We start from the raw sequence: 17,247 nt of genomic DNA, 5'->3' as shown, positions 1-17,247 counted from the left end.
TCCAAAGAAAATATGCAGCAAATATTATTGTGATATTTCACAGGTGTCCAGCGTGTCAAAAAAGTTTCGGGTCAACGGTTCCGCCGTGAGGCTCGTGATCCGGCCAATCCCACGTCCTTTCGACGTTTGCGCGATTCGGCGCGTCGCACGGGTGCGTTACACTGCGTTTTTGAGATTACTTTTTGTAAGGAACGCGTTTATGCATCACGGCATCGGCTTTATTCAGGATCTGGCGGTCGTGATGGCGCTCGCCGGCGTCGTCACCGTGCTGTTCCATCGCCTGAAACAGCCGGTGGTGCTGGGTTACATCGCCGCGGGCGTGATCATCGGGCCGTACACGCCGCCGTTCCAATTGATCCATGACGAGCAGACCATCCAGACGCTCGGTGAACTCGGCGTGGTGTTCCTGATGTTTTCGCTCGGACTCGAATTCAGCCTGCGCAAGCTGTTCAAGGTCGGCGCGACGGCGATCGTCGCGGCGCTCTCCGAAATCGTGCTGATGCTATGGATCGGCTACGAGATCGGCAGCGCGTTCGGCTGGAGTTCGATGGATTCGCTGTTCCTCGGCGCAATCCTCGCGATCTCGTCGACGACCATTATCGTCAAGGCCCTCTCCGAGTTGGGTCTCAAGCGCGAGAGCTTCGCGCAACTGGTGTTCGGGATTCTGATCGTCGAGGATATTCTCGCCATCGCGATGTTGGTGCTGCTCTCCGGCATTGCGCAGACGGGGAAGTTGAGCGCGGGCGTCGCCGTTGTGACGCTCGGCAAGCTGCTGCTCTTCATGACGGTGTCGTTAGTGGTGGGCATTCTGGTCGTGCCGCGCGCGTTGAACTACGTGGCGCGCGCCAAGAGCGACGAAATGCTGCTGGTGTCGGTGCTCGGCTTCTGTTTCGGCTTCTGTCTGCTGGTGGTGAAGCTCGATTACAGCATTGCGCTCGGCGCGTTCCTGATCGGCGCGATCATGGCCGAGTCGCGCCATCTGCATCGTATCGAGCACCTGATCGCGCCGCTGCGCGACGCCTTTTCCGCGATCTTCTTCGTGACGATCGGGCTGATGCTGAACCCGGCCGTGCTGGTCGACTACGCCTGGCCGATCGCGGTGATTACGGTGGCGGTGATCATCGGCAAGATCGTGTCGTGCGGACTCGGCACTTTTCTCGCCGGCAAGGATGGGCGCACGGCGATGCGGGTCGGCATGACCGTTTCGCAGATCGGCGAGTTCTCGTTCATCATCGCGTCGCTCGGTCTGACTTTGAAGGTGACGAGCGCGTTTCTGTATCCGATCGCGGTGGCCGTCTCCGCGTTGACCACGCTTTTCACGCCGTATCTGATTCGTGCCGCCGATCCGCTGACGCAGCGTCTCGGGCAGGCGATGCCACGCACGCTCGTCAACGTGTTCGGCATGTACGGGCAGTGGCTGCGTAGTTTGAGCACGGGAACCGGCGAGCCGACGCTGTTCAGCATGACGCGGCGGATCATTTTGCAGATCGCCGTCAATCTCGCGCTGGTCGCGGCGATTTTCCTGATCGTGTCGTATAGCGCGCCGTACACCAGCACCTGGCTCGGACACTGGATGAGCTCCGAGCCGATGCAGCGAGTCGTGCTGTGGAGCGTCGCGCTGGTGCTGTCGATGCCTTTCCTGGTTGCGGTCTATCGCAAGACCAAGTCGCTTGCGTTGCTGCTCGCCGAGGTGAGCGTGCAGCCGGCAATAGCGGGGCGCTTTACCAGTGCGATCCGTTACGCGATCTCCGACCTGGTGCCGGTGGTCTCGATGGTTGGCGTATTTTTGCTGGTCGCGGCGCTCTCCAGCAGCATCTTGCCGCCGACGGGCCTCCTGACCGTGGTGCTGGTGTGCGCTGCGCTACTGTTGGCGCTGGTGTGGCGCTGGTGCGTGAAAATCCACGCGGCGATGCAGATCGCCCTGCGCGAAACGTTCGAAGAACAACCGGATCCCTAAGTTAGACGATCTGCGTCTTGAACCGCAACAATGTGAGCAATTGTGTGCGGGTTTGCCGGGCTTGCCGCGCTAGCGGATAATCAGGGCATATTCATTCGTTCGCGTGGAAGGCGCCTGTCTGACTGTCATGAGCGAAAACAAACCTGAAAACGCCGGTAAGCCCGGCAGCCCATCGTCGCCTTCGGCGACGCCAACGCCCTCAACGTCGTCAACACCGTCCGGCGCAACTCCCGGCGCGTCGAAGCCCGACGTCTTGCCGCCTGAGCCGACGGTCACGTTACCGCTTTCCCACGAAGATTCCATCCAGTCGCCGATCAAGGACGTCGTCACGCCGTCGGCTGCATCGCCTGCTGCCGAGGAGGCCGCGGCGAGATCGTCGACCGACGACCCTGACAGCGCATCCACCGTCACCCCTACCGATGCGCAAACGGCGCGGCAACGCGACGCGGCTGAAGCACGCAGTTCAGCGGCTGCATCGACTGCACAGCAGGAGGCTGAGGTTCACGAGCGCGCCGCACGCAAGGCGGGACAGGCCTACAAGACTCCAGCGACACGCCCCAGCACGCTCGGGAGCAGCGAACCGCTAGCGGGCGAATTGAGCGCTCCGGCCGACGAAGCTGCCCTCACCGCAAACGAGGAAACGACGGAAGAAGCGGCCGCTAGCGCCCGTCGGGCCGGCTCGCCACCGCCGGGTTTCGGCGCCGCACCTGACTTCACCGCAACGAACCCGCCGCCGCCGAATGCGTTGCCGCCTTCGCCGCCGCGCTATCTGAAGCAAAGCGATTCGGCGTGGACCGTGTTCGGCCGCATCATCGCGGCGCGCGCGCGTCAGCTGTTCGATCGCGCGGGCCAACGGATCACGCAGCGCACGCTGCGCATCGGCGTGTCGGCGCGTATCTTTCACCCGGAGCCGGGCGCGAAGGGACTGCGGGGTAAGACGCTGCAATACCTCGAGGAATCGATTGCGCATTGGGTAATGTCGCGCGACGTGCTGGTGTTCATGATTCCGACGGTCGGCCATCAGGGCATGCTGCACCCGAGCAATATCCGTTTGCGCGACTACGCGAAGCATCTCGATGGTCTGCTGCTGCAAGGCGGCGCGGACGTCTCGCCGCAATCGTACGCGGAACAGGCGACGAGCCCCGAGTGGCCGGGTGATCGCGTGCGCGACATGTACGAACTTGAACTGCTGCATGAGTTCATCGAATCGGGCAAACCGGTGCTCGGCGTGTGCCGCGGTTGCCAGTTGATCAACGTGGCGTTCGGCGGCACCTTGTACCAGGATATCGCCACCGAAGTGCCGACCGCCGGCGCGCACGTCAACGAGCACTACGATCAGCATCGGCACGGCATTCACTTTCCGGATGGCTCGACGTTGGTCAATATGTTTCCGGGCCAGCGCGAGGCGATCGTCAACTCGATTCACCATCAGGCGGTCAAGACGCTCGGCCGCGATCTGAATATCGAGGCGGTGTCGGCGTCGGACGGCATCATCGAGGCCGTGCGCTATCGGCGTGCGCCGTTTGTGATGGGCGTGCAATGGCATCCGGAGTTTCATCGCGCGGGCGGTCCGGAGCTGCTTGATTGCACGCCGTTGCTCGATACCTTCCTGCGGGTGGCGCGCGAAACGCGGTTTTAAGGGCGCGCCTTTAAGCTGCGTTCCCGAGTTTCGAGTCCGGTCTTTCAAGCACGATTGTCACGGCCCGCCGCCATGTTTGGCGGCGGCGCCCGCGCGGTTGTTTTCCCACTTCGGCTTTACGTTTGTCTTTGCTCCGCTGTCAGCGTAGCAACGGGTTGTGCGCGGGTCATCGACGGCGCGCTATCAAGCTACCTATCTCCATATTTCCGCTCTTCTTGATGTTGGATTCACGCGAACGCCATGCAGATTGGGAAATGTCCGCATGAGTCATGCGCGAGTCAAATTGTTGCGTTTTCGTCTTATCTGAAATCTTTTATTTCGCGACGGGTCCGTCCATCCGGCCAAATCATTTGCTATCGATTTATCTCGATTTAAAGTCCGTCAGCGTGACACTTGAATGCTTCGCTTAACGGCTAATCCGCGCGATAATCCGAGGCTATTTTGGATTTGCATGGAGCATGCACGTATGAAGTACCCCTTAATTGTACGGCGCGCCATGTTGCTCGCGGCCTCGTGTGCGCTGTTGCAGCATGGTGGTTTCGTACTGGCAGCGCAAAGCGGCGAGACCGCGCCTCTGGTCGGCACGCGGCCGGCCATCAACACGCTCACGCCGCAACCGGTCGCCGCTGCGCTGCGTAGTGCGGCATCAGCCACGCCGGCTACCGCCAGTGACGCGCAAGGCAACGTCGCGGAACTGATGCAGATGATTCACGACGCCAAGCTGAGCGAATTGCGCACCACGTATAACGGTAGTTACGGCGCGAGTCTGTTTTTCTATCCGCAGGAAATGACGTACTACGTCGCGCTTTTTCAGGACAAGCATTTCTGGCGCGTAATCAAGTCGGAGGACGTAGGCCGTGCCGAAGCGGTCTATGCGGGCTTCGTCCAGCAGACGGCGCAACTCGCGGACATCGAGATTCGCCGTACGCAGTTGCAGGCGCAGAAGGCGTATATCGAAGACATCATCGCGTTATCGGAAGATCGCGCGAAGCGCTTGCAGGCCGATCTCGACGTCGCGCGCACGCAGCAGGCCAAGGTCAACGACTACCAGCGGCAGGCGCAAGGCGAGGCGGTGGCGCTGCACGCGGAAAAGGAAAAGGCACAGGCGCAGTTGCGTCAGGTGCAGGGCGAAGTGATGCAGTTGCAGCGGCAGACCGAGTTCGGATTGCCGACACAGAAGTAAGCGTACAAGCGTAAAAAAGCCCGGCCGTGAAGGGCCGGGCTCAAACTGCTTACTGGTCAACCCCACGTTTTTCGGAGCGTGGGGTTTTGTTTTTTTTCGCGACCCGATTTTGCGGTGTTTCGGTGGCGGCGCGCTTACTTCGTGAACTGATCGGGAACCTCAGTCACGCGACGCTGTGACATGTGATTGATCCATTCTGTCCCGCTGACTTCAGAAGGATTGGTCGACGAAGCAGGACGCGATGGCGGCGCAATCTTGCGCAGATGTGTGCCGGCAGACAGGGTCATCGCCGCATATTCATCGGTGCCGAGTCGGGACGGCGCGAGTGGCGAGTACGGACCCGCCGATGATGGTTTCGGTGAAGTTCGTTGTGCATTTGCCAGCGCTGCAAACTGTGGCACTTCGTAATTCGACGGCTCGATGTGTGACAACTGCCGTGATGACTGCGTCGCGATGGTGGGCTGCGAACTGCGGCCACTTCTTTCGCGAGAGGTGACGGCGCCTTTGCGTTGCTTATCGCGGTAACGCGACACGGTGTTATCGGCTGGAGCGCGCGCTGGCGTTGCCGTGGACGGCTTGACGATTTTCACGGCGCTCGGCGCAAGTGCCGATGCACGGTTGTTGGCAGTTGCATCGGGCGTCACAGCGGCATCAAACGAGTGACGATTCGCCAACTGCGCCTCCTGGCGCACCGGAACCTTGCCGGCTGTTTTGAGCTCGCTATTCGAATGACGCTGCGTCAGATGACCGAACGCAATCCAGGCAAGCATCGCGGCGCCGCCGAGTGCACAGGCGCCACCCGCCAGCGCACCCCAGTGCTTCGACGTGCCGCGCGGCGCTGCCTCAGCAGGCGCGCTGACCGGCGCGAACGCTGCGGCTTCAGCGGACGTTTGCGCTGCCTCATCGACAGACACGCCGAACACTGTTGCCGTCGCAGCCGTCGCCGGAGCCCATTCTCTCAACGGCTCCCACTTGCAGAACGAATGGATGGCCTGCTGGCTGATGCAAAAGGTACGCAGCATGGCGGCATACAGTGCCTTGAGTTCCGCCCGCAAACTGCGGACCGGCGGCAGCAGTGCCCAATCCCGGCCGAAAGGCGGGGGCAGCAGGCGACCGAACGATGACACGCACGGCAAAGCCATGGGGCCTTCGATCAGGGTGAGGGGGATGGTGGTCGACATCGGTTTCTTCGCAGCGCCTCGAAAAGTGGCCCCGGACTGGCGGCTCAGGAGCTCTGGCTTCGGAGCGATGCGCATGAAAACGCTGTGTGCAACGCCATGCGGAATTGGCGTACTCAGGTCGAGCACGCCAGCGCATGAAAGGTCACTGTGAAGCCATCGGGGTGCGGAAGATGATGCCCGGATGAGGCTGAACTAACGATCGGATTGTTCCGAAAAAAACGCGCCGTTCCGTCCTGAGTCAGACTCGTTTTGGACGATGATCAAACGGGACGCAAGTGTTTCATCGATCCAGCTGGTACACAAAACGCAGCGCAGTAATATCCACGCCGCCCATTTGATCCGGTTCGGCGCCGACAAATTGCCAGCCTTGCCGTTCATAAAAACCGATCGCCGGCGTGTTGCCTTCGAGCACGTAGAGATACAACTGCGTCTCGCCTTGCGCGCGCGCCCAGTCTTCGGCAGCACGCATCAAAAGCTTGCCAGCGCCGATGCCCTGGTGCCCCGGCAGCGCATGCAGGTTGTCGAGCAGGACACCCCACGCGGACTCCGGCTGTCGTTCGACGCAGACGAAACCGATCGGCTCGCCCGCCAGCTCGGCGATCAGCACCATGCGGCGCTCGCCGCCCGGTGCGCGCAGGCGCGCTTCCCAATAGGCGGCGCGCTCCCGCGTCACCTCGCCGTCAAGGAACGCATCCGGCAGCAGGCCGCGATAGGTCGCCTGCCAGCTGGCGCTATGAATCGAGGCGATCAGCGCCGCATCCGCGACGGTCGCAGGGCGCAGTGAAAGTGCTTGGGAGGTTTGCATCGGGATGGTGGTCAACGGGAATGGCCTGACTGCGAAAAGTCTACCGCAAGGGTGATCCGATGTTGTCTGTAATGAAACTGTATGGAATGCGCGACAGCGCCAGGAACGGTAACATTACGTGTTGCGGGTTCCGGGTATTTCACAACGTTTACCCTGATACCGCACAAATGTGTTCAGTATGAAAATGCAGCGCCCCCGGCGCGTTCTAATAATTGAGTTGCCCGCGGCATCCGCTTGCCGAACGCAGTGGATCGTTTCAACTGCCTGAGCGCCGCCCGTCTGCGTGGCGACAGGCTTATCAGAGAATGTCATGTCTACTGCGTCACACGCCACTTCCTCATCCGAAGAATCCAAGTTCAAGACAGTTTTCCGCGTGGTCAGCGGCAACTTTCTTGAGATGTACGACTTCATGGTCTACGGCTATTACGCGTCCGCGATTGCCAAGACCTATTTCCCGAGTGGTAACGAATTCGCCTCGCTGATGCTGTCGCTGTCGGTATTCGGCGCGGGCTTCCTGATGCGGCCGCTTGGCGCAATCGTGCTGGGCGCTTACATCGACCATCACGGCCGGCGCAAAGGCCTGATCCTTACCCTCGGCCTGATGGCGCTCGGCACCCTCACGGTCGCGTCGATACCAGGCTACGCGACCATCGGCGTGCTAGCGCCCGTGCTAGTGCTGGGTGGCCGGCTGCTGCAAGGCTTCTCCGCCGGGGTCGAACTGGGCGGCGTGTCGGTCTATCTGTCGGAGATCGCCACCAAGGGCAACAAGGGCTTCTATTGCGCATGGCAGTCGGGCAGCCAGCAGGTTGCCGTGGTGTTCGCCGCGTTGATCGGCGTGGTGCTCAACAAGGTGCTGCCGGCTGACCAGATGACCGCCTGGGGCTGGCGCGTGCCGTTCCTGATCGGCTGCCTGATCGTGCCGTTCCTGTTCCTGATCCGCCGTTCGCTGCAGGAAACCGAGGAGTTCAAGGCGCGCAAGCATCGTCCGAGCATGGGCGAGATCATGAAGACGATGGCCGCGAACTGGGGCATCGTGCTGGGCGGGATGGGCATGGTCATCATGACCACGGTGTCGTTCTATATGATCACGGCCTACACGCCGACCTTCGGCAAGGAAGTGCTGAAGCTGTCGTCGATCGATACGCTCGTCGTCACCGTCTGTATTGGTTTGTCGAACCTGATCTGGCTGCCGCTCGCCGGCGCGTTGTCGGATCGCGTCGGCCGTCGTCCGGTGCTGATCGCCTTTACGATCCTGACGATCATCACGGCGTACCCGGCGCTGCAATGGCTGGTCGCTGAGCCGTCGTTCGCTCGCCTTCTGGCCGTCGAGCTGTGGCTGTCGTTCCTGTACGGCAGCTACAACGGCGCGATGGTGGTGGCGCTGACCGAAGTGATGCCGGTCGAAGTGCGGACCGCAGGTTTCTCGCTGGCCTACAGCCTGGCAACGACGATCGGCGGCTTCACGCCGGCCATCTCCACGTTGCTGATTCATACCACCGGCAACAAGGCCGCGCCTGGTCTGTTCCTGGGTGTTGCGGCGATTTGCGGGCTGATCGCGACGCTGGTGCTGTATCGCACGCCGGAGTCACGCAATCAGTATCGAGCGGCTTAAGCGTCACCTTTTAGCCGGACAAATAAAAACCCCGCGCTCGTGAGAGCGCGGGGTTTTTTCTTGAACGTTGCGTCGGCGACCGATTTCGCTGAATGTCGCCCGGCTAGCCGCGACGCAATTCGTTCGCCACAGCCTCCACCACATCGCCCCACGCGCCGGGTTGCGGCTGGCGCAGCAGCGTTGCGCCCGGATACCACGGACTGCGTGACTCGCCGACGAACCAGCGCCAATCCGCGGCGAACGGCAGCATCAGCCATAGCGGCTTTTTCAGTGCGCCGGCGAGGTGAGCAATCGACGTATCGATCGACACGACGGCGTCGAGCCGCTCGATAATCGCCGCGGTATCCGCAAAATCGCCGATCCGCTTATCGAAGCGATGAATCGACGCCGCGTGCGGATGTGCGTCGAGCGCCGCGTGTTCCTCGGCGCTCAGTTCAGGTTGCAGCACGATCCAGTCGATCCCTTCGAGCGCGAACAGCGGAGCGAGCGCGGCGAGCGGCATCGAACGGGTTTCGTTCTGCTGGATGCGTCCTGACCACGCGATGCCGATTTTGCGCTTCGCGTGACCGCCGAGCGAGCCGCGCCATTTGCGGCCGTAAGCCGGCGGTGCGCTGAGGTAGGGCGTGCGGTCGGGAATCGTGTCGTAGGTTGTGCCGAGCGCGAGCGGCAAGCTCAGCAGCGGGCATTGCAGATCCGCCACTGGGCGCGGCGTGCCCTGGGCGATTAGCGTGACGCGCCACGCTTGCGCGGCCGGTGCAAGCAGCGGCAGCAGTTGCGGTTGTACTTCGAGCACAACGCGCGCGGCTCGTTGCGCGGCCAGTGGCACGAAGCGGACGAATTGCAGCGTATCGCCGAAACCCTGCTCGGCGTGAACGAGGAGCGTGCGTTGTTCGATCGGCTCGCCGTGCCAGCGCGGCAACGTCTGAATGACTGGCTGCGCGGTGGTTTGCAGCCGCCATTCGTATTCCGGCAGCCCACGCGCGAAATCGCGTAACGCGAGCCAGGCGAGCGCGCGGTTCATGTGCGCGGAGGCGAGATCGGGGCGCAAGCGCAGCGCCTGATCGAAGGCTCGCACTGCCGCGGCGTGCGCGCCCAGTGCCTGGTGTGCTGTGCCAAGACTCAGCCATGCGAGCGCGAACTGCGGATCGAGACCCACCGCGCGCTCGAGATACGGCAGTGCTTGTGCATGGCGTCCCAGCGCCGCGAGCGCGTTGCCGAGCCCGAAGATGGTGGGCGGCAGGTTCGGCTGCAAGGCGAGCGCCGCCTGGAACGAGGCGACCGCTTCTGCGTGGCGGCCTGTGGCGTCGAGCGTATTGGCGAGATTGAAGTGCGCGGCGACGAAGCGCGGTTCGGCCGCGAGTGCCGCCTGAAAGCGCGGGATCGCCTCGTCCGCGCGGTCAAGCGCGTTCAGCGACATGCCCATGTTGTTGAGCGCACCCGCATGCCCAGGGCGCAGTTCGAGCGCGCGCTGGAACGACGCGATCGCCTCCGTATGCCGGCCGAGCGCGTGCAATGCATTGCCGAGATTGTTATGCGAAGACGGGTCGTTCGGTTGCAGGCGCAGCGACTTCTCGAACGCGTCGGCGGCGTCTTCGTGGCGGCCTACCGACGCGTACGCATTGCCCAGGTTGTAGTGCGCCATCGGAAAAGACGGCGCCAGCGTCAGCGCATTGCGGAACTGTTCGATGGCGTCGTCGATCTGGCCAAGCGCCTTCAGCGCATTGCCGAGGTTCAACTGCAGCGCGGCGTCTTCCGGGCGCAGGTTCACCGCGCGCCGTACCAGCTCGGCGGCTTCGGCGTGCTGACCCTGCTGGTGGCGCAGGACGCCCAGCAGGTGCAACGCATCGACGTGCGCGGGATTGCCGTCGAGCGTCGCGCGGTAGCCGCGTTCGGCGTCGTCGAGGCGGCCGTCACGATGCGCCGCGAAGGCGCGGTCAAATACTTGTTGCATGACGGAGGGGTGGCATTCGGGTGAGGCAGAGGCCGCATTTTCCCACACTCGCCGGGCCGCCCTCCAATTTGACCTGTTGTCCCGATATCTATAACATATGAATACTTGTTCATATGTATGTCAATGATGCCGCCTGCCATGGCTTCCGCTATCTCGCCTGTCAGTTTCGAAGACCGTCCGGTGGAGACGATCGTGCCGCTGGCCGACCTGTTTCGCCTGCTTGGCGATCCGACGCGTTTGCGCATCGTGCTCGCGTGTGTCGACGAGCGGCGCGCGGTCGGTGCGATCGCCCAGGGGCTGGGTTTGTCGCCGTCGCTCGTGAGCCACCATTTGCGGCTGCTGCGCGCGGCTCGGATCGTGCGCGCGGAGCGGCAGGGCAAGCAGGTGTTCTATCTTGCCGCCGACCGCCACATCAGCGCGATGCTGGCCGGCATGCTCGAGCATGTCGCTGAGCCGGTCGGCGAATTTTCTTTGGACGCGTCATGAAGAACATCACCGCCCCGCACCGGGCCGCCGAAGAGCGCGAGGACGACCACGCGCCAGTGTGGCTCGAGGGGGAATTCGATGGCGTCGATGGGGAAGATGCGCCGGGCGAAGGGAAGGGAGGCGATTCTCGCGATCAGGGTGAGCTTCGGCACGGCGCGGGGCGTCCCGGGGCGGGTGATGCGCGTGAGGGCGGTTTGCGGGGGCACGGCACGCAGGGGCACGAAGCGCACGAGCGCGAGGCAAGCACGCACGGTCTGAGTGAGCAGAGCGCGCATGATCACGGCACGGGCCACAGCCACAGCGCTGATAGTCACGACAGCCACGCCGGCCACAACCACGGCAGTCATGCTGACCATAGTCACAGCGACCACGCCCACGGCAGCCACGCCGGCCACAGCCACAGTCACAGCGGCCACAGCCATTCCGGCCACAGCCACGCCCACGCACCCGCCCCAGGCCACGGCCGCGCCTTCGCACTCGCCGTCGGGCTGAACGTAGCAATCGTGGTGGTTCAAGCCGTCTACGGCGTGATCGCGCATTCCACCGCGCTGCTCGCCGACGCCGGCCACAATCTCTCCGACGTGCTCGGCCTGTTGCTCGCCTGGGGCGCAACCTGGCTCGCCGCGCGTCGCCCGTCAGCACGCTACACCTTCGGCTACGGCAGTTCGTCGATTCTGGCGTCGCTCGCCAACGCGGGGTTGCTGCTGTTCGCGTGCGGCGTGATCGTCGCCGAGGCAATCGGGCGCCTGATGAATCCGGCGCCCGTTGCGGGACTGGTGGTGTTCGTCGTCGCGACGGTCGGCGTGGTCGTGAACGGCTTCTCGGCGTGGCTCTTCATGCGCGGCCAGAAGGAAGATCTGAACATTCGCGGCGCGTTCCTGCATATGGCTGCGGACGCCGCTATCTCGGCCGCGGTCGCGATCAGCGGTCTCGTGATTCTCTATACCAACTGGACGTGGCTCGACCCGGTGATGAGCCTCTTCGTGGTCGCGGTGGTGGTGGTCGGCACGTGGGGTCTACTGCGCGATTCGGTGCGCATGGCGCTCGACGCCGTGCCGCCCGGCGTCAGCCTGCAGGATATCCGCGACTATCTCGCCGGGCAGCCTGGCGTCACCGACGTGCATGACCTGCACGTCTGGGCCTTGTCGACTACCGGCAATGCGCTCAGCGCGCATCTGGTGATGCCGGCAGGTCATCCCGGCGACGAGTCGATCGACGCCATCGTCGTCACACTGCGCGAACGTTTTTCGATGCAGCACGCTACGCTGCAAGTCGATCTCGGCACCACCGAGCATCGATGCGCGCTGGATCATCCCCACGATTGATGCAGCGCACCGTTGAGCGGGTTATCGGCGGCGTACACTAGAACGGTCTGTTGTCTCCGGAGTCCCGTATGGACGCTGCCGCACACGATGCGTCGCCGGTGCTGATCGTTGGGGCGGGTCCGACCGGGCTCGCCGCGGCAATGAGTCTGGCGCGTGCCCACATCCCCGTGCGTCTGATCGACAAAGCGCTGCAACCGAACCCGTATTCACGGGCCATCGGCATTCAGGCGCGCACGCTCGAACTGTTTGAACAGCATCGCCTGATCGAGCCGTTTCTCGACCTCGGTCATCGCGCGCGCATCGCCAATCTTTTTTCCAATGGCATGCGTCTCGCGCGCCTCGATTTCGATCCGCTGCGCACACGCTATCCCTATCTGCTGTTTCTCGATCAATCCGTGACCGAACGTTTGCTGACGGAGCATCTCGCGACGCTCGGCGTGACAGTCGAACGCGGCGTTGAACTGATGATGTTCGTGCAGGGTTCCGCCAGCATTCAGGTGACGTTGCGCCGCGCGGACGGCCATACCGAGACCCTGCGCCCGTCGTACGTGATCGCGGCTGACGGCGCGCATAGCACGATCCGCCACCGGCTCGGCCTGAGCTTTGCGGGCAGCACCTTCGAGCAGACGTTCCTGCTGGCCGATGTGCATGCCGAAACCGATTGGCCCGAGGACGAATTCCATATCTTCGCGTCGGGCGAGGGTCTCGTCGCGCTGTTTCCGATGGGTCATGGCCGTCATCGTCTGATTGCGGACCATCCGGTCGAACCGACCCCGGTCCCGCCGCCTGCCACGCCCGCGGTGCTCGGCGAGCCGCCACTCAACCACGTCTCGCCGCCATCGCTCGAAGAATGCAAGGCGCTGATCACCCGGCGCGTGCGGGAACGCGTCGACGTGTCGGATCTGGCATGGTCGTCGTATTTTCATCTGAACAGCAGAATGGTGGAACGGCTGCGCGTCGGCCGCATCTTCCTCGCAGGGGACGCGGCTCACGTACACAGCCCGGCCGGCGCGCAAGGAATGAACACGGGCATTCAGGAAGCCTTCAATCTCGGCTGGAAGATCGCGCGCGTTCTGAAAGGCGCGGCGCCTGACCGTCTGCTCGACACGTACCACAATGAACGGCATCCGATCGAACGCGACGTGCTGCGGCAAACGGGCTTCATCACGCATATGGCCGAGGCCGATCATGGACCGCTGAAGTTGCTGCGCGAGCGCGTCATGCCGGTGCTGGCCGCGCTCGGTCCGCTGCGCGATGCGGCGCGTATGACGATCAGCGAGTTGTCGGTGCAGTATCGGCGCAGTCCACTAACGCTCGAGCGCCTGCTCGATGGCGGCCCGCGTGCCGGCGAGCGCGCGCCGGATGCGCTGGTGCATGTGGTGGATGGGCCGCTTGGCCGTGCGCCGGGCGTCGGTTGCATTTTCGATCTGCACGATCCGGCGTTTTTCTCGTTGTTCCTGCTGGTCCCGCCGCTGGCCGTCGACGACACACCGCTCGATCCGGCCGCGAAGCACGCGCCGACGCCGGATCCGGAACTGGAGCGGCTGGCTGTAGAAGTCGAGAGATTGCTGCCGGGCGCGGTGCGCATCTGGCGCGTGACCGATACGAGCGGCGAGGGCGGTCCGGCGCTGTCCGAATCGTATGGACGCACACGGCCGTCGTTCTATCTCGTGCGGCCGGACGGCTACATCAGCGCGCGCGGACGCACGGGGTCCGACCTGCACGGCTTGCTGCGGCACTGCGAAGCGTGGTTCGCCGTGGGTGGGGTGATACCGGAGCAGGCGGCGCTGTGAGGAGGTGCTGTGAGGCGGCACTGACACGAACGCGCCTCGCGCGCGTCGTATCCGCCGGCTGACCGGATTTCGCTTAAACCGCAGCCGCCGCAGCGGGCGTCAAGCTGTCACGATGCTTGACGAGCGCTTCCCTGACGATGCCCGACATCTCGACACCGCTCGCATCCGGCTCATCGAGCGCCGCCAGTAAAGCGCGCCGCATGCGCGGCTCCCAGAAGCGACGGATATGATCGGCGATGCCGGCGAGCGCTTCCTCACGGTCCGGCATCGAATCGAAAAAATCGCCGATCCGGTTCGCCATGTCGATCAGATTCTGACTGTCCATGGCTTGCCTCACTTACCCGACGTTGCGTTGGACAACTCGCGCTGCTTCAGCAGATCGAGCTGCTCCGCGTTGAAGCGCGAATAGTCCTTCTGCCATTGCGACGGCTGTTCGACCGGCATCACCTGCACCGCGGTCACCTTGTACTCGGGACAGTTGGTGGCCCAGTCCGAGCTATCGGTGGTGATCACGTTTGCGCCCGATTCGGGGAAGTGGAACGTCGTGTAGACGACGCCCGGTTGCATCCGCTCGGTCACCTTCGCGCGCAACACGGTTTGTCCCGCGCGGGATTCGATGCCGACCCAATCGTCATTCCTGATGCCGCGTTCTTCCGCGTCGTGCGGGTGGATCTCGAGACGGTCTTCGTCATGCCAGCGCGAATTTTCGGTGCGGCGTGTCTGTGCGCCGACGTTGTACTGCGACAGGATGCGGCCCGTGGTGAGCAGCAGCGGGAACTTGCGCGTGACCTTTTCCGGCGTGGCGATGAACTTCGTGATCACGAACTTGCCCTTGCCGCGCACGAAGGTGTCGATGTGCATGGTCGGCGTACCGTCGGGCGCGTCCTCGTTGCACGGCCACTGGATGCTGCCGAGTTCGTCGAGCTTCTTGTACGACACACCATGGAAGGTCGGCGTGAGACGTGCGATCTCGTCCATGATCTGCGACGGATGCGCGTAGTCCATTTCATAACCGAGCGCGCGCGCGAGCATCACCGTGACTTCCCAGTCGGCGTAACCCGGCACAGGCGGCATCACCTTGCGCACGCGCGAGATGCGGCGTTCCGCGTTGGTGAAGGTGCCGTCCTTTTCGAGGAACGACGAACCCGGCAGCAGGACGTGCGCGTACTTCGCGGTCTCGTTGAGGAAAATGTCCTGCACGACGATGCATTCCATCGACGACAGCGCCGCCGACACGTGATGCGTGTTCGGATCGGATTGCACGATGTCTTCGCCCTGACAGTACAGGCCCTTGAAGGTGCCATGCACGGCCGCATCGAACATGTTCGGAATGCGCAGGCCTGGTTCAGGCTGCAGCGTGACGTTCCATGCTTCCTCGAACAAGGCGCGCGTGATCGAATCGCTGATGTGGCGATAGCCCGGCAGCTCGTGCGGGAACGAGCCCATGTCGCACGAACCCTGCACATTGTTCTGGCCACGCAACGGATTGACACCAACACCTTCGCGGCCGATGTTGCCGGTCGCCATCGCCAGATTCGCGATGCCCATCACCATGGTCGAGCCTTGCGCGTGTTCGGTGACGCCGAGGCCGTAATAGATCGCGGCGTTGCCACCGGTCGCATAGATACGCGCGGCTTCGCGGATGGATGCAGCGGGCACGCCGGTGAGTTCTTCCGTCGCTTCCGGCGCGTTCTCGGGCAGGGCGACGAACGCACGCCATTGCTCGAACGCGCGCGTTTCGCAGCGCTCGGCGATGAACGCTTCGTTCAGCAAGCCTTCGGTCACGATCACATGCGCGAGCGCATTGACCACGGCGACGTTGGTGCCCGGACGCAATTGCAAATGATGCGAGGCCTTCACGTGCGGCGTATCGACGATATCGATGCGGCGCGGATCGACGACGATCAGCTTCGCGCCTTCACGGATGCGGCGCTTCATGCGCGAGCCGAACACCGGGTGGCCGTCGGTCGGATTGGCGCCGATGACCATGATGACGTCGGCCTTGTCGACCGAGGCGAAGGTTTGCGTGCCGGCCGATTCGCCGAGCGTGGTCTTCAGACCGTAGCCGGTCGGCGAGTGACACACACGCGCGCAGGTGTCGACGTTATTGTTGCCGAAGGCGGCGCGCACGAGCTTCTGCACGAGATACGTTTCTTCGTTCGTACAGCGCGACGACGTAATGCCGCCGATCGAATCGCGGCCGTGCTTCGCCTGAATGCGGCGGAATTCCGACGCCGCGTACGTGAGTGCTTCGTCCCAACTGACTTCACGCCACGGATCCGTGATTTTCGCGCGGATCATCGGCTTGGTGATGCGGTCCTTGTGCGTCGCGTAGCCCCAGGCGAAGCGGCCCTTCACGCATGCGTGGCCTTCGTTGGCCTGGCCGTTCTTGTGCGGCACCATCCGCACGACCTGGTTGCCCTTCATCTCGGCCTTGAACGAGCAGCCCACGCCGCAATACGCGCACGTGGTGACAACCGAATGCTCGGCCTGGCCGAGCATGATGACGGTTTTCTCCTGCAAAGTCGCGGTCGGGCACGCGGCGACGCATGCACCGCACGACACGCATTCCGATTCCATGAATGGCTTGTTTTCGCTCGCGGCGACGCGCGATTCGAAACCGCGCCCGGCGATGGTCAGCGCGAACGTGCCTTGCGTTTCTTCGCACGCGCGCACGCAACGATTGCAGACGATGCACTTCGACGGGTCGTACGTGAAGTACGGATTCGATTCGTCCTTCTTGTCTTTCAGATGGTTCGCGCCATCGAAGCCGTAGCGCACTTCGCGCAGGCCGGTGACCCCGGCCATGTCCTGCAATTCGCAGTCGCCATTGGCGGGACAGGTCAGGCAGTCGAGCGGGTGATCGGAGATGTAGAGCTCCATCACGTTACGGCGCAGCGATTGCAGACGATCGGTTTGCGTGCGGACCTTCATGCCGGCTTCGACAGGCGTCGTGCACGAAGCGGGGTAGCCGCGCTTGCCTTCGATCTCGACGAGGCACAAACGGCACGAGCCGAACGGTTCGAGCGAATCGGTCGCGCAGAGCTTCGGCACGTTGACGCCGGCTTCGACGGCGGCGCGCATCACGGACGTGCCGGCCGGAACCGTCACTGACTGGCCGTCGATTTCCAGCGTGACGTCGACGTCGGCATGACGCGCGGGTGTGCCGTAGTCGGTGTCGTCAAAGAACGAACTGGGCGCACGTTGCGCTTGTGCTTGCGATTTGCACGCGCAGTTGCCGGAGCCGCAGCCGCCGCCCAAGGGGACTTCCTTCGGGGCGCCGGCAGGGGAGTTGAGCACATCGGACATGTGAGG

General features: G+C 63.3%; 12 protein-coding genes. 7 read left to right on the top strand and 5 right to left on the bottom strand.

The window, feature by feature from the left end; genetic code table 11:
- Positions 1–199 precede the first annotated feature (199 nt).
- From KHO33_RS09770 to KHO33_RS09760, 3 genes are all read left to right on the top strand, one after another.
- On the top strand, positions 200–1,957 hold the full coding sequence (locus KHO33_RS09770) for a cation:proton antiporter (protein WP_200564672.1): 1,758 nt from the start codon (positions 200–202) through the stop codon (positions 1,955–1,957).
- Between the two features lie 127 nt (positions 1,958–2,084).
- Positions 2,085–3,596, top strand: a complete 1,512-nt coding sequence (locus tag KHO33_RS09765) for a gamma-glutamyl-gamma-aminobutyrate hydrolase family protein (protein WP_200564671.1) — start codon at positions 2,085–2,087, stop codon at positions 3,594–3,596.
- A gap of 466 nt (positions 3,597–4,062) precedes the next feature.
- Positions 4,063–4,779 carry a DUF2968 domain-containing protein gene (locus KHO33_RS09760; RefSeq protein WP_200564670.1) on the top strand — a complete coding sequence of 239 codons (717 nt, stop codon included), beginning with the start codon at positions 4,063–4,065 and terminating at the stop codon, positions 4,777–4,779.
- Positions 4,780–4,913: 134 nt separating this feature from the next.
- On the opposite strand, the gene KHO33_RS09755 is transcribed toward KHO33_RS09760, so the two are convergent.
- Positions 4,914–5,960 (bottom strand): hypothetical protein, encoded by a 1,047-nt coding sequence (locus tag KHO33_RS09755; RefSeq protein ID WP_200564669.1) that lies wholly within the window; start codon positions 5,958–5,960, stop codon positions 4,914–4,916.
- Positions 5,961–6,240: 280 nt separating this feature from the next.
- The gene (locus KHO33_RS09750) at positions 6,241–6,765 is read right to left on the bottom strand and encodes a GNAT family N-acetyltransferase (protein WP_200564668.1); all 525 of its coding nucleotides are present in this window, start codon (positions 6,763–6,765) and stop codon (positions 6,241–6,243) included.
- Positions 6,766–7,075: 310 nt separating this feature from the next.
- Between KHO33_RS09750 and tcuC the strand changes: the two genes are divergently transcribed.
- A complete protein-coding gene (gene tcuC, locus KHO33_RS09745) occupies positions 7,076–8,377 on the top strand; it encodes an MFS transporter (protein WP_054037244.1) in 1,302 nt (433 codons plus the stop codon).
- A 103-nt stretch (positions 8,378–8,480) separates the two neighbouring features.
- On the opposite strand, the gene KHO33_RS09740 is transcribed toward tcuC, so the two are convergent.
- The gene (locus tag KHO33_RS09740; protein ID WP_200564667.1) at positions 8,481–10,328 is read right to left on the bottom strand and encodes a tetratricopeptide repeat protein; all 1,848 of its coding nucleotides are present in this window, start codon (positions 10,326–10,328) and stop codon (positions 8,481–8,483) included.
- A 138-nt stretch (positions 10,329–10,466) separates the two neighbouring features.
- Here KHO33_RS09740 and KHO33_RS09735 point away from each other — a divergent pair, with 138 nt between their 5' ends.
- The 3 genes from KHO33_RS09735 to KHO33_RS09725 all read left to right on the top strand — a co-directional run bounded on the left by KHO33_RS09735 (position 10,467) and on the right by KHO33_RS09725 (position 13,932).
- Positions 10,467–10,814 carry an ArsR/SmtB family transcription factor gene (locus KHO33_RS09735; RefSeq protein WP_128576493.1) on the top strand — a complete coding sequence of 116 codons (348 nt, stop codon included), beginning with the start codon at positions 10,467–10,469 and terminating at the stop codon, positions 10,812–10,814.
- Positions 10,811–12,139, top strand: coding sequence for a cation diffusion facilitator family transporter (locus tag KHO33_RS09730; RefSeq protein WP_234480524.1), 1,329 nt, complete (start codon positions 10,811–10,813; stop codon positions 12,137–12,139). Before KHO33_RS09735 ends, KHO33_RS09730 begins: the two co-directional genes overlap by 4 nt.
- A gap of 68 nt (positions 12,140–12,207) precedes the next feature.
- The gene (locus KHO33_RS09725) at positions 12,208–13,932 is read left to right on the top strand and encodes an FAD-dependent monooxygenase (protein ID WP_200564666.1); all 1,725 of its coding nucleotides are present in this window, start codon (positions 12,208–12,210) and stop codon (positions 13,930–13,932) included.
- Between the two features lie 73 nt (positions 13,933–14,005).
- Here KHO33_RS09725 and KHO33_RS09720 read toward each other — a convergent pair whose 3' ends face one another.
- Positions 14,006–14,257 (bottom strand): formate dehydrogenase subunit delta, encoded by a 252-nt coding sequence (locus tag KHO33_RS09720; protein ID WP_054037242.1) that lies wholly within the window; start codon positions 14,255–14,257, stop codon positions 14,006–14,008.
- 8 nt (positions 14,258–14,265) lie between these two features.
- Positions 14,266–17,241, bottom strand: a complete 2,976-nt coding sequence (gene fdhF, locus KHO33_RS09715) for a formate dehydrogenase subunit alpha (protein ID WP_200564665.1) — start codon at positions 17,239–17,241, stop codon at positions 14,266–14,268.
- Positions 17,242–17,247 lie beyond the last annotated feature (6 nt).

This window comes from Paraburkholderia nemoris (assembly GCF_905221015.1).
GTDB lineage: Bacteria > Pseudomonadota > Gammaproteobacteria > Burkholderiales > Burkholderiaceae > Paraburkholderia > Paraburkholderia nemoris.
Note: the sequence above shows the minus strand (reverse complement) of the source record. Positions and strands in the feature narration are given on the sequence as shown.

Bases quoted from the DNA above. Each gene is read 5' to 3' on its own strand.
- KHO33_RS09770 (WP_200564672.1), top strand. From the start codon at position 200: ATGCATCACGGCATCGGCTTTATTCAGGATCTGGCGGTCGTGATGGCG.
- KHO33_RS09765 (WP_200564671.1), top strand. From the start codon at position 2,085: ATGAGCGAAAACAAACCTGAAAACGCCGGTAAGCCCGGCAGCCCATCG.
- KHO33_RS09760 (WP_200564670.1), top strand. From the start codon at position 4,063: ATGAAGTACCCCTTAATTGTACGGCGCGCCATGTTGCTCGCGGCCTCG.
- KHO33_RS09755 (WP_200564669.1), bottom strand. From the start codon at position 5,960: ATGTCGACCACCATCCCCCTCACCCTGATCGAAGGCCCCATGGCTTTG.
- KHO33_RS09750 (WP_200564668.1), bottom strand. From the start codon at position 6,765: ATGCAAACCTCCCAAGCACTTTCACTGCGCCCTGCGACCGTCGCGGAT.
- tcuC (WP_054037244.1), top strand. From the start codon at position 7,076: ATGTCTACTGCGTCACACGCCACTTCCTCATCCGAAGAATCCAAGTTC.
- KHO33_RS09740 (WP_200564667.1), bottom strand. From the start codon at position 10,328: ATGCAACAAGTATTTGACCGCGCCTTCGCGGCGCATCGTGACGGCCGC.
- KHO33_RS09735 (WP_128576493.1), top strand. From the start codon at position 10,467: ATGGCTTCCGCTATCTCGCCTGTCAGTTTCGAAGACCGTCCGGTGGAG.
- KHO33_RS09730 (WP_234480524.1), top strand. From the start codon at position 10,811: ATGAAGAACATCACCGCCCCGCACCGGGCCGCCGAAGAGCGCGAGGAC.
- KHO33_RS09725 (WP_200564666.1), top strand. From the start codon at position 12,208: ATGGACGCTGCCGCACACGATGCGTCGCCGGTGCTGATCGTTGGGGCG.
- KHO33_RS09720 (WP_054037242.1), bottom strand. From the start codon at position 14,257: ATGGACAGTCAGAATCTGATCGACATGGCGAACCGGATCGGCGATTTT.
- fdhF (WP_200564665.1), bottom strand. From the start codon at position 17,241: ATGTCCGATGTGCTCAACTCCCCTGCCGGCGCCCCGAAGGAAGTCCCC.